This is a genomic window from Hyunsoonleella sp. 2307UL5-6, from assembly GCF_047345485.1.
Taxonomy (GTDB): Bacteria; Bacteroidota; Bacteroidia; order Flavobacteriales; family Flavobacteriaceae; genus Jejuia.
Window position 1 is genome coordinate 319,521 of the sequence record NZ_JBLFEN010000003.1, and the last position, 11,912, is coordinate 331,432.

The 11,912-nt window shown below is 30.7% G+C and carries 12 protein-coding genes; 8 read left to right on the top strand and 4 right to left on the bottom strand.

What is annotated here, in order from left to right; genetic code table 11:
• The first annotated feature begins 11 nt into the window (after window positions 1-11).
• From ACKGJY_RS07395 to ACKGJY_RS07410, 4 genes are all read left to right on the top strand, one after another.
• Window positions 12-1,355, top strand: a complete 1,344-nt coding sequence (locus ACKGJY_RS07395; RefSeq protein WP_413973234.1) for a 2TM domain-containing protein — start codon at window positions 12-14, stop codon at window positions 1,353-1,355.
• Between the two features lie 4 nt (window positions 1,356-1,359).
• A complete protein-coding gene (locus tag ACKGJY_RS07400; RefSeq protein ID WP_413973235.1) occupies window positions 1,360-1,662 on the top strand; it encodes a 2TM domain-containing protein in 303 nt (100 codons plus the stop codon).
• Window positions 1,663-1,673: 11 nt separating this feature from the next.
• Complete coding sequence (locus ACKGJY_RS07405; protein ID WP_413973236.1) at window positions 1,674-2,003, top strand: 2TM domain-containing protein; 330 nt, start codon at window positions 1,674-1,676, stop codon at window positions 2,001-2,003.
• Between the two features lie 202 nt (window positions 2,004-2,205).
• On the top strand, window positions 2,206-2,961 hold the full coding sequence (locus ACKGJY_RS07410) for a LytR/AlgR family response regulator transcription factor (RefSeq protein ID WP_413973237.1): 756 nt from the start codon (window positions 2,206-2,208) through the stop codon (window positions 2,959-2,961).
• Window positions 2,962-3,093: 132 nt separating this feature from the next.
• Here ACKGJY_RS07410 and ACKGJY_RS07415 read toward each other — a convergent pair whose 3' ends face one another.
• Both ACKGJY_RS07415 and htpG read right to left on the bottom strand, forming a co-directional pair.
• On the bottom strand, window positions 3,094-3,549 hold the full coding sequence (locus ACKGJY_RS07415) for an FKBP-type peptidyl-prolyl cis-trans isomerase (RefSeq protein ID WP_413973238.1): 456 nt from the start codon (window positions 3,547-3,549) through the stop codon (window positions 3,094-3,096).
• 305 nt (window positions 3,550-3,854) lie between these two features.
• Window positions 3,855-5,765: a molecular chaperone HtpG gene (gene htpG, locus ACKGJY_RS07420; protein WP_413973239.1), complete on the bottom strand. Its 1,911-nt coding sequence runs from the start codon at window positions 5,763-5,765 to the stop codon at window positions 3,855-3,857.
• A 587-nt stretch (window positions 5,766-6,352) separates the two neighbouring features.
• Between htpG and ACKGJY_RS07425 the strand changes: the two genes are divergently transcribed.
• Window positions 6,353-7,360, top strand: coding sequence for a 3-oxoacyl-ACP synthase III family protein (locus tag ACKGJY_RS07425; RefSeq protein ID WP_413973375.1), 1,008 nt, complete (start codon window positions 6,353-6,355; stop codon window positions 7,358-7,360).
• Between the two features lie 609 nt (window positions 7,361-7,969).
• On the opposite strand, the gene ACKGJY_RS07430 is transcribed toward ACKGJY_RS07425, so the two are convergent.
• Window positions 7,970-8,161 carry a hypothetical protein gene (locus tag ACKGJY_RS07430; protein ID WP_413973240.1) on the bottom strand — a complete coding sequence of 64 codons (192 nt, stop codon included), beginning with the start codon at window positions 8,159-8,161 and terminating at the stop codon, window positions 7,970-7,972.
• Window positions 8,162-8,256: 95 nt separating this feature from the next.
• Here ACKGJY_RS07430 and ACKGJY_RS07435 point away from each other — a divergent pair, with 95 nt between their 5' ends.
• Window positions 8,257-8,619 (top strand): CoA-binding protein, encoded by a 363-nt coding sequence (locus tag ACKGJY_RS07435; RefSeq protein WP_413973241.1) that lies wholly within the window; start codon window positions 8,257-8,259, stop codon window positions 8,617-8,619.
• On the opposite strand, the gene ACKGJY_RS07440 is transcribed toward ACKGJY_RS07435, so the two are convergent.
• Window positions 8,596-10,050, bottom strand: coding sequence for a sodium:solute symporter (locus ACKGJY_RS07440; RefSeq protein WP_413973242.1), 1,455 nt, complete (start codon window positions 10,048-10,050; stop codon window positions 8,596-8,598). The two genes, ACKGJY_RS07435 and ACKGJY_RS07440, sit on opposite strands and share 24 nt — an antisense overlap.
• Before the next feature lie 124 nt (window positions 10,051-10,174).
• Here ACKGJY_RS07440 and recR point away from each other — a divergent pair, with 124 nt between their 5' ends.
• Both recR and ACKGJY_RS07450 read left to right on the top strand, forming a co-directional pair.
• On the top strand, window positions 10,175-10,792 hold the full coding sequence (gene recR / locus ACKGJY_RS07445) for a recombination mediator RecR (RefSeq protein WP_413973243.1): 618 nt from the start codon (window positions 10,175-10,177) through the stop codon (window positions 10,790-10,792).
• Between the two features lie 8 nt (window positions 10,793-10,800).
• Window positions 10,801-11,898, top strand: coding sequence for a glycosyltransferase family 2 protein (locus ACKGJY_RS07450; protein WP_413973244.1), 1,098 nt, complete (start codon window positions 10,801-10,803; stop codon window positions 11,896-11,898).
• Window positions 11,899-11,912 lie beyond the last annotated feature (14 nt).

The window sequence follows — 11,912 nt, forward strand, 5'->3', positions numbered from 1 at the left end:
AAAATAGCAACATGAAAAAATCAATCAAACAAATTATTATAACCTTTATCATTGGTTGTATTGTCTATGTAATTGGAGAATTACTTTCAGATAAATTTAGTTATAATTCTATACAGGATTTTTTCATCGATTTTGGCTTCTATCAGTTATATGCTTTTGTCTTAGGGTATTCTAATATGTACTTTTTTGGCAGGATGAAGACATTTAATTGGAAAAGAAATGGCACATTAAAGCGCATCATTATAGGTTCACTTGGAGCCACATTAATAACATTGGTAGGCTTATTCTTTTTAAGACTGTTTACTTATTTTGTATTTGACGGCAACTCAATAGAAGCATTTTTACAAAGAGAACGTTTTCAATATTATTATTTCGGACTATGGATTACCTTAGCTATTGTATCTGTATTTCATATTATATATTTCTATAATAGGTATCAGCAAAATAAGTTAAAAGAACAAAAGGTAATTGCAGGAACCGCAAGCGCGAAATTTGATGCTTTAAAAAATCAATTAGATCCTCATTTTCTATTCAATAGTTTAAATGTATTAACCAGTTTAATTGAAGAAAACCCAAAACAGGCACAAAAATTTACCACTTCTTTATCTAAAGTATACCGCTATGTTTTAGAGCAAAAAAGTAAAGAGTTGGTTACTGTAGATGAGGAGTTGCAATTTGCAAAAACTTACATGTCTTTGCTAAAAATGCGTTTTGAAGATAGTATTGTGTTTACAATGCCAGAGCGTTCTTTAAATCCAGAAAGTAAAGTTGTGCCATTATCATTGCAATTACTCTTAGAAAACGCAGTAAAACATAATATGGTAACATCTAGTAAGCCTTTACATATTAAAATTTACGAAGATGAAGAAGGGTATCTAGTAGTACAAAATAATTTACAACCCAAGCAAATTGTAAAAAAGAGTAGTGGCGTAGGTTTAAGCAATATTATGCAACGCTATAAATTACTTACTAAAAAAAAGATAGACATAAATAAACAAGCAAGCAGTTTTGCGGTAGCAATACCAATGCTTACAAAACAAATAGCAATTATGAGAACAGAAACATCAAACCAAATGGATGATACTTATCTACGAGCTAGAAATCACGTAGAAGAACTTAAAAACTTTTATTACAGTTTAATATCATACTGTTTAGTTATTCCGTTCTTAATTTTTATTAACTACAAAACATTTTGGGGTTTCCAGTGGTTTTGGTTTCCGATGCTAGGTTGGGGCATAGGTTTAACTATACAAGCATTTAAGGTGTTTGTTAGTAATAAAACATTTGGAGGAAATTGGGAGCGACGTAAAATTGAGCAGTTTATGAGAGAAGAGGAAGATAACCGTTGGAACTAACACTATGGAAAATTTATTAAATAACCCACAAACACATACTTACAAAAGAGCAAAACAACGTGTAAAAGCTCTAAAAGGCTTTTACTATCATGTACTCACATATTGTTTAGTTATTCCGTTTTTAATTTTTATTAACTATAAAACCTATTGGGGCGTAAAGTGGTTTGTTTTTTCAGCAATTGGTTGGGGTATTGGTTTAGCTATGCATGCCTATCGTGTGTACTCGCGAAACCCGATATTAGGACAAAACTGGGAAAAACGTAAAATCGAGCAATTTATGCGAGAAGAAGTAAAACAACAGCATTAAAATATAAATTTATGGAAAATTACGATATTGAACCTTACGGTAAGGAAAACTATAAAAATGAAGACGCTTATATAAGGGCCGAAAAACGACTTAAAGCGCTTAAAGGCTTTTATTGGCATGCCTTCTGGTATGTAGTTGTTAATATATTTATTGTTGTTATGATAGTAAGTAGCGGTGGTAATATTATGCATTATGGCACATGGTCTACACCCTTCTTTTGGGGTATTGGCTTAGGCTTTCATGCCATAGGTGTTTTTGGTAAAAATCGTCTTTTTGGTAAATCTTGGGAAGAACGCAAAATAAATGAGTTTATGGAAAAAGATAAACGCCAGTGGGATTAAAATACCCTTGGCGATATTTGTAAGGAGTCGGGCTTTCCTTCAAACGTACTTAATCTCGTTTTAGGCTTAATTTATAAAGTCCGTTTCTATATAAATGCAAAAGGATATTATTTCTATACTAACAGAATCTAGAGGTAAATCAATGATATCAATTAACATCAAACATATTAATTAACCATCGGTAATCAAAAATCAAAAAAAAATGAGTGTAATAATTATAGAAGATGAAAAACCATCAGCAAGACGTTTACAGCGTATGCTTAAAAGTTTAGAGGTCAATGCAGAGGTTATGTTGCATTCTGTTGAAGAATCTATAGTATGGTTTCAAAATAATGCACATCCAGATTTAATATTTTTAGACATTCAATTAAGCGACGGTTTATCTTTTGAGATTTTTGAAACTATAGAAATTAAATCTGCAGTAATATTTACTACAGCCTATGATGAGTACGCCTTACAAGCCTTTAAGTTAAATAGTATTGATTATTTATTAAAGCCAATTGATGAAGATGATTTAGCTATTGCAGTAAAAAAATACCAAGAACGTGCGCCGCGACAACAAGCCGTTACATTAGATTTTAATGATATAAAAAAACTACTAGTAAACCCTATAGACCGTGACTATAAAAAACGCTTTTCGGTAAAAGTAGGGCAACATCTTAAGCTAATTAATATAGATGAAATAGAATGTTTTTACAGCGAAAATAAGGGTACTTACATATATACCAGTGACAACCGAAATTACTTAATAGATACAACGCTAGAACAGCTAGAAGAAGCGCTAGAACCACAAATATTTTTTCGTATCAACCGAAAATTCTTTGTAAATATAAATGCTATTAAAGATATGGTAAGTTATACCAACTCACGTTTACAAATAAAATTAAACTCATATAACGAGCAAGAGGTTATCGTAGCAAGAGAACGCGTAAAAGATTTTAAGGCTTGGTTGGAGTGATGTTTTACTAAATGCAGCAGATATAATTTACTTTCTTTATCAAAACACACATTAAAATTTTTATATTCAAAACTTAAAAACAAAAAAACCACTTTGTAAGCAAAGTGGTTTTTTCTATAGTGGTTCGTAAATTTAATTTACCGAAATCAAGTTTATGTCAAAAATTAAAACGGCGCCTCCTGGAATACTACCTCTGCCAGCATTTCCATACGCTAAGTGAGATGGTACAAGTAAGATACCACTACCACCTTCTTTAAAATACGTGATACCTTCTGTCCAGCCTGCAATTACCTGTTGTAAACTAAACGAAATACCTGTATCACTGCTTTCATCAAATACATCACCGTTTGTAAAATAACCTTTGTAAGCTACTGTTACGTTATCTGTAAATGTTGGTTGAACTCCAGTTCCTGCAGTATCAACCACATAATATAAACCTGAATTACTTTTCTGAGCATTCAAATTATTTGCTGCTATGTAATCTGTGATTTCTGTATCGTTAGCGTCTCTAAAATCTGTTGTTTCATTATCGTTAGAATTACACGATACTAGCGCTAATACCATTAAAATTACTATTGTATATTTCATCATCATTTTTTTATACAAATATAATAGTAGCAACCAATTAAACAAATCATAGTTAAATATTATTTTTGTAGTTTATGGTTATATTATTGATAAGTTTCTAATATTTTAAGTTTTACTTAGATTATTATCAATAATAGTGCATATAAGGTTGAAATTTTATATTTGAGATTAGGTTTAGTTGAACTGTTAAATTAAAACAAATAAGTAAGAAACTAAAAAACCACTTTGTGAAAGCAAAGTGGTTTTTTATATATGATAGCTGCTTAAAGATAAACAGTTTTTCAACGCTTAAAACATTGTATAAGTTATTTTATCATATCGTAGCTTCGCTTAATAAAGTTGGTTAACTCTTCGCCTTTAAGTAGGCCTTGAGATAAACGGGCCAAATCTAAGCTTTGGGTAATTAAACGCTCTTGTTTCTTTTTGGTTTTAGTGTTTAAAATTTCACCAACCAAATCAGAGTTAGTATTTACAACTAAGTTGTACATCTCTGGCATATTACCCATACCAAACATACCACCGCCACCGGTTTGTTGCATCTCCTTCATACGGCGCATAAACTCAGGTTGTGTAATAATAAAAGGGTTAGCATTACTATCCATAGCTTCTAGCTGTACTATAAATTTTTCTGAAGGAATAACTTCTTTTAGCAATTCATCTAAAGCCTTCGTTTGATCTTCATCTAACTTAGAAATTTTTGTATCGTCTTTCTTAATTAAATTATCAATATGATCACCATCAACTCGCGCAAAAGAGATATTTTCTTTTGAAGATTCTAATTTTTGTATTAAGTGTGGTACAATTGGAGAATCTAATAGTAATACTTCGTAATCTTTTGCTTTTGCAGCTTCAATATAACTGTGTTGCGCATCTTTATCAGAAGCATAAAGAATAACTAATTTGTTGTCTTTATCAGTTTGGTTTGCTTTTATTTTATCATATAATTCTTGGTATGTAAAATAGTTACCATCAATTGTTGGATATAATGCAAAAGCATCTGCCTTTTCAAAGAATTTTTCTTCAGAAAGCATACCGTATTCAATTACAATTTTAATATCGTTCCATTTTGCTTCAAAATCTTCACGACTGTTATTGAATAATGATTTTAATTTATCAGCAACCTTTCTAGTAATGTAAGACGAGATTTTCTTTACAGCACCATCAGCCTGTAAATATGAACGCGATACATTTAAAGGAATGTCTGGAGAGTCTATAACACCACGTAACATAGTTAAAAACTCAGGCACAATACCTTCTACATTATCTGTTACAAATACTTGATTTTGATATAATTGAATTTTATCTTTTTGTATTTGCATATCGTTCGACATTTTAGGGAAATATAAAATCCCTGTTAAGTTGAACGGATAATCTACATTTAAGTGAATATTAAACAGAGGCTCTTCAAATTGCATTGGGTACAATTCTCTGTAAAAACCACTATAATCTTCATCTTTTAATTCAGAGGGTTGTTTAGTCCATGCTGGGTTTGGGTTGTTAATAATATCATCAACAGTAATTTGACGGTGTGGTTCTGTAGTTTCTTTACCGTCTTTATCTTTCGTTGTTTGTGGTTCGTGCTCTGGGTCGTTTACTTCCTTAGTTCCAAATTTAATGGCAACTGGCATAAACTTGTTGTATTTGTTTAACAGCTCTCTAATGCGAGCTTCTTCTAAAAATTCTGTAGAGTCGTCAGCAATATGCAGTATAATCTCAGTGCCTCTATCAGTTTTATCAGCTTCTTCTAAGGTAAATTCAGGAGAGCCATCACACATCCAATGCGCAGCTGGTTCGTCTTTAAAAGATTTAGTGATAATTTCAACTTTTTCTGCAACCATAAAAGCGGAATAAAAACCAAGACCAAAATGCCCAATGATTCCAGAATCTTTAGCAGAATCTTTGTATTTATCTAAAAACTCTTCAGCTCCAGAAAAAGCAACTTGGTTAATGTATTTTTCAACTTCTTCGGCTGTCATACCTAAACCTTGATCTGTAATATGAAGCTTCTTACCTTCCTTATCAATTTTAACTTCAATTTGCGGGTTACCGTATTCTACCTTGGCTTCACCTACATTAGTTAAATGCTTAAGTTTTAAAGTGGCATCTGTTGCATTACTAATTAGCTCACGTAAAAAGATTTCGTGATCGCTGTACAAGAATTTTTTAATTAGCGGAAAGATATTCTCTACCGATACATTAATATTTCCTTTTGTCATGATATATGTGTTTGTCTATTTATTAATTAGACAATACATAAGTCAAAAAAAATACCAAGTATTTAAATATGACAAACTGACACTGTTTATGTCAACAAAAAAATCTAATTTGTTTAAGCGTATAAAACTCTAATAAATTATTGTAAAATTTTATATAGATAGCCAATATGCAATAATACTTATTTGTATTAAGGCAACGATCATTAATAAGTATATAAGCGTGTTATTTATTTTAAAATTTTCCATAGTAGTGAGGGGATTTTATTTGTTAATAGATTTCTTTAGGTATTTTTATCATTCAAACAAAACTATGCACTAAGTCGAAAAAAGTATATAAAATTACAGTTAAACGGAAAAAATAGACTTAAAACGGAATATTGTGAGGTTTTTAATCATATTAACGTGTAAAGTGCACGTATAACTACCATTATTAGACTTTTATAAAAAGTGTAATTACCCTTAAAAATGAATAATTACCTTTAAAATGGTAATTTATTGATGGTTTTAAGTGTTTAAAAGCGTTTATTTAAATAGCATTTTTAAAATTGAAAGTTTATATTTACTACTACTATAAAAATATGAATATGATGTATAATTCCAGAATTACGGGACTTGGTAAATACGTGCCTGAAAATGTAGTAACTAATGATGATCTATCTAAAATGATGGATACTAATGATGCTTGGATACAAGAACGTACTGGAATTAAAGAACGAAGATGGATTGAAGAAGGCTCTAAAGATACATCTGCAGTAATGGGTGCTAAAGCTGCTAAAATTGCTATTGAACGCGCTGGATTAACTAAAGATGATATAGATTTTATTGTATTTGCAACACTTAGTCCCGATTATTATTTCCCTGGTTGTGGTGTGCAAATTCAAGATATGCTAGATATGCCAACTATTGGTGCTTTAGATATTAGAAACCAGTGTACAGGATTTATATATGCAGTTTCTGTTGCAGATCAGTTTATTAAAACAGGTATGTATAAAAACATATTGGTAATAGGTGCAGAGTATCATTCTGGAGGATTAGAAAAATCAACAAGAGGTAGAAATGTAACTGTTATTTTTGGTGATGGTGCAGGAGCAGCAGTAATGAGTAGAACCGAAGATAATACAAAAGGCGTTTTATCATCACATTTACATTCTGAAGGTAAATATGCTGAAGAATTAGTGGTTGAAGGCCCAAGTATCAAACATTGGGTGCCAGAAATTTTAGAGGCTAACGACCCTGATGATACCTCGTATTATCCTTATATGAATGGACAATTTGTATTTAAACACGCTGTGGTACGCTTTAGTGAAGCCATTGTTGAAGGCTTAACGGCTAATAATTTACAAAAAGAAGATATTGATATGTTAATTCCGCATCAAGCCAATCTTCGAATTTCTCAATTTATTCAAAAGAAATTCGGATTACGAGACGATCAAGTATTTAATAATATTCAGCACTATGGAAATACAACTGCGGCATCAGTTATTATTGCATTAACTGAAGCTTGGGAAGAAGGTAAGATAAAAGATAATGACACTGTTGTATTAGCTGCCTTTGGTAGCGGTTTTACATGGGGTAGCGTAATTATAAAATGGTAAATTCCTGCGAAAGCAGGAATCTGTTTTTGTTTTAAAATGAATGCTCTTAATACTATAAATTCTATAGTTATAAATAAAGATGGTGTATATATGTACTAAAAAACAAAAATCCGAAACGTGTATCATATACAGTTTCGGATTTTTTAATGCTATTAACCAACTAGTTTCAATTAACACAAATTTTGAAAAGATAATCTCTTATGACATAGTTAGATGATAATAGCAAATAATTTTTTATAATTCTTATTCGATTCTTTAGAAAATAAAACTCGAAATTTTTAAGAATTCCGAGTTTAAAAGTACCTAAGTACTATAACCGTTTAACTAATTTTTTAAAAGCGACTAACTCAAATAATTATTAAATACAGTTTTTTATTTATAACGTTACTAATCGCTAATTAGTGTGAATCCTTTAATGTTTTAACATTTTTAACATTATTTTGAATATTAATCGCAATAAAATTCTGAAGATTTATACTTTGGGATTCCATTTAATAGTTTATCTAAAACGTTTCCAGTATACCGTTTAAAGCATGCGCCACTTAGCGATATACATTTAATATATTTATTTTTTTAAATTTTTATAGTTTCATGATATAAAGTAATACCTCATGTTAAAGTTTCTCTTTTAGAGTTTTTAATAATTACGTTAACATACGGTAAGGGAGGTTTACTTTTAACGTCTAATATTTTACCAGAAATGTTATTTTTATTGGTATTGTAAGCATTTAATAAATTAGCATGAGCGGTTAATCCTATAAAAGAAAAAAGTAAAATGTTTAATGAAAGAAGTCTTTTCATTAGTATTTATTTGATTAATTAATTAATTAATTGATTGATGACCGTTTATAGTTATCTAATAATATTTTTACTGGTTTATAAAATAATTTTAATATATGAAGAAGAAAACTTTAGTACTTGGAGCATCCTTAAAACCAAATAGATATTCTAATTATGCAGTGCAGCGATTAGTTGCTAATAGTATTGAAACAGTGGCTTTTGGTTTAAGAAAAGGTGAGGTTTCTGGGGTAACTATTGATACAGAATTATTAGATTATGAAACTATTCACACGGTTACTCTGTATTTAAACCCAAAACGGCAAGTAGAATATTACAACTATATAGTGTCTTTAAACCCTAAGCGTGTTATTTTTAATCCAGGAACAGAAAATCCTGAGTTTTATGGATTGTTAAAAGAGCATAACATTGCTTTTGAAGAGGCTTGTACTCTAGTTTTACTTTCTACGAATCAGTATTAAACCTAAGAAGGTGATTAATCCATTTAGTGGTAATATTTCCCAATGAAATTTATAACTACCAATAATGTTTTCAGGAAGCGATGTTATGGCAAAACTTATTACAATAGAAAGTAGAGCCACTATCCACGCATATTTATCTTTAATGTGATACTTAGTTAAAATACCAAAAGCAAATAACCCCAATAAAGGGCCATAAGTAAATGTTGCAAATTTAAATAAGTTACTTACTACGTTACCCTCAAGATAATTAAAAATAATTACTACTATTACAAGCACTAGAGATACTCCAATATGTACTTTTTTACGTAGTGGTTTTTGTTGGTCTTTAGGTCTCTTTTGAATGTTTAAAAAATCTACTGAAAACGAAGTTGTAAGAGATGTAAGAGCGCTATCAGCACTAGAATATGCTGCTGCTATTAACCCAATAATAAATGTAACAGCTAAAGCATTTCCTAACCCTTGATTCATTGCAATCTCAGGAAAAAGTAAATCGGTACGTGTTCTGCCATTAACTACAGGAATATCTAAACCAAATTTCTCTGCATAAATAAATAGTAAAGCACCAAGTGATAAGAAAATGAAATTAACTACAACCAGCAAACTAGCCATGGCAAACATGTTTTTCTGAGACTCTTTATTAGAGCTACAGGTTAAGTTTTTTTGCATCATATCCTGATCTAAACCAGTCATGGCTATAGTTATAAATATCCCGCCAATAAAGTATTTCCAAAAATAAGTTGCGGCATTAGGGTCATCAAAAAAGAATATTTTACTTTTTTGAGAAAACACATCAGATGATAATGCCTCAGTAAATGACCAATTTAATTTTTCATTTATCAAAAATATAGCTACTATAACGGCTGTTAACATTGCTAATGTTTGAATAGTATCTGTCCAAATAATTGTTTTTATACCACCCCGATTTGTATATAACCAAATAAGTAAAATAGAAATAACAACAGTAGCCCAAAAGGGGAAACCAATACGCTCAAAAACAATATATTGCATTGCGAGTGCTACTAAAAACAATCTAAATGAAGCCCCTGTAACTCTGGAAAGTAAAAAGAAAAAAGCACCAGTTTTATAGCTTACTATACCAAAACGCTGTTCTAAATATTCGTAAATAGAGGTTACATTGAGTTTGTAGTAAAGTGGTAATAGTATGGTTATAATAACTAAATATCCTACAAAAAAACCCAAAACACCTTGCATGTAAGCAAATTGTTGGCCACCAATCATTCCAGGTACAGAAATAAAAGTAACTCCAGAAAGTGAAGCCCCAATCATTCCAAAGGCTACTAAATACCATGGCGCAGATTTGTTGGCTTTAAAAAAAGCATCGTTAGAATCTTCCTTTCCAGTGAAATACGAAATTACTATTAACACAAAAAAGTAGGCAGCAACTAAAAATAGAATTTGTGTAGCACTCATAAAAGTAATTTTCAAATATTCAAAATACAACTATTCAAATTCAAAATCCAAATGGAAGTGTACCTATTTTAATTGCATTGTTTAAAATTAGTGAAATTAAGGTGTAAATAGTATTTTCGCAGTTATGGAATTCTCTTCTAAATTGTTAGAAAATGCAGTAAGCGAGATGTCTCAACTGCCAGGTATTGGTAAGCGAACGGCATTACGTTTAGTATTACATATGCTGAGACAGCCTAAAGCCCAAACCACGGCATTATCAGAGGCTTTGGTTGCTATGAGAACTACTATTAAGTTTTGTAAATCTTGTAACAATATTAGCGATGTAGAGTTGTGCGATATTTGTGCTAACCCTAACAGAGATAATCGTATAATTTGTGTTGTAGAAGATATTAGAGATGTAATGGCGATTGAAAACACAAGTTCGTTTAAAGGCTTATACCATGTTTTAGGAGGTAAAATTTCCCCAATTGATGGTATTGGCCCGCACGATTTAAATATCAATCCTTTAGTACAAAAAGTAAAATCTGGTGAGGTAAAAGAAATTATTTTCGCGCTAAGTTCTACTATGGAAGGCGATACCACGAATTTTTATATCTTTAAACAGATTCAGGAATACACAATTAAAACGTCAACAATTGCAAGAGGTATATCAGTTGGTGATGAATTAGAATATACAGATGAAGTCACCTTAGGACGTAGTATTCTCAACCGTGTACCTTTTGAATCGTCTCTCAAACTTTAATTATCTATTTGAAACTTTCTGTAATTATACTTAACTATAATGTGCGCTTTTTTTTAGAGTTATGTCTAAAAAGTGTAGAAGCTGCTATTGTAGATATTGATGCAGAAATTATTGTGATAGACAATAACTCTGAAGATGACAGTTGTGAGATGGTGAAACAATTGTTCCCTAAAGTTACGCTTATTGAGAATAAAGAGAATTTTGGATTTTCTAAAGGTAATAATATTGGTGTTGCTCAAGCAAAAGGCGAATATTTGTGTATTTTAAACCCAGATACTGTAGTTACTGAAGATACATTTACGAGATTTTTAGAGTTTTGTTATGGTAAGGGTAATTTAGGTGCGGTAGGGTGTAAACTTATAAATGGCGTTGGAGAATTTTTGCCAGAAAGTAAACGAAACATTCCTTATGTTAAAGCTGCTTTAAAAAAAATATTTGGTAATTCTTCTGAGTATTACGCAAATCATTTGACTAAAGATGCCACAGGTAAAATTGATATTTTAGTTGGTGCTTTTATGTTCTTAAAACGTGATGTTTATAACAATGTAGATGGGTTTGATGAAGATTATTTTATGTATGGTGAGGATATCGATTTGTCTTACAAAATATTGAAAGCAGGATTTCAAAATTATTATTTAGGAGACACTACTGTAATACATTTTAAAGGCGAAAGTACACTTAAAGATAAAAACTATGCACGAAGATTTTACGGTGCAATGCAAATTTTTTACAAAAAACACTTTAAGAAAAATATTGTATTCGATATGCTGGTTTGGTTTGGCATAAGGCTGGCTTATCTTTTTAGAACTGCAAAAAACAAGCAAAATAAATCAGTGTCACAATACGTATTTATATCAAATAAAAATAACAAAAGCTTAGAGGCTATATTACCCAAAAGGTTGCTTTTAAATAATAAAATAATTGAGTTTGAACCACAAACTGAGATTGTTTTAGATGCTAACCACTTAAGCTACAAGGAGATTGTTAAGATTTTAGAAAACTATACAAACTCAAGTAGTTGGACGTATAAAATTTTACCAAATGGCTCTAATTTTATTTTAGGAAGTGATAACGCTTTGAGTAGAGGTGAGATTATCCAGTTTTAAGAGGTTTTTGTTGT

What these genes read in the sequence shown, in the direction of transcription:
- ACKGJY_RS07435 (WP_413973241.1), top strand. Translation starts at nt 8,257, where the DNA reads ATGAAGAAGAAAACTTTAGTACTTGGAGCATCCTTAAAACCAAATAGA.
- ACKGJY_RS07415 (WP_413973238.1), bottom strand. Translation starts at nt 3,549, where the DNA reads ATGAAATATACAATAGTAATTTTAATGGTATTAGCGCTAGTATCGTGT.
- ACKGJY_RS07440 (WP_413973242.1), bottom strand. Translation starts at nt 10,050, where the DNA reads ATGAGTGCTACACAAATTCTATTTTTAGTTGCTGCCTACTTTTTTGTG.
- ACKGJY_RS07405 (WP_413973236.1), top strand. Translation starts at nt 1,674, where the DNA reads ATGGAAAATTACGATATTGAACCTTACGGTAAGGAAAACTATAAAAAT.
- ACKGJY_RS07425 (WP_413973375.1), top strand. Translation starts at nt 6,353, where the DNA reads ATGTATAATTCCAGAATTACGGGACTTGGTAAATACGTGCCTGAAAAT.
- recR (WP_413973243.1), top strand. Translation starts at nt 10,175, where the DNA reads ATGGAATTCTCTTCTAAATTGTTAGAAAATGCAGTAAGCGAGATGTCT.
- htpG (WP_413973239.1), bottom strand. Translation starts at nt 5,765, where the DNA reads ATGACAAAAGGAAATATTAATGTATCGGTAGAGAATATCTTTCCGCTA.
- ACKGJY_RS07410 (WP_413973237.1), top strand. Translation starts at nt 2,206, where the DNA reads ATGAGTGTAATAATTATAGAAGATGAAAAACCATCAGCAAGACGTTTA.
- ACKGJY_RS07395 (WP_413973234.1), top strand. Translation starts at nt 12, where the DNA reads ATGAAAAAATCAATCAAACAAATTATTATAACCTTTATCATTGGTTGT.
- ACKGJY_RS07430 (WP_413973240.1), bottom strand. Translation starts at nt 8,161, where the DNA reads ATGAAAAGACTTCTTTCATTAAACATTTTACTTTTTTCTTTTATAGGA.
- ACKGJY_RS07400 (WP_413973235.1), top strand. Translation starts at nt 1,360, where the DNA reads ATGGAAAATTTATTAAATAACCCACAAACACATACTTACAAAAGAGCA.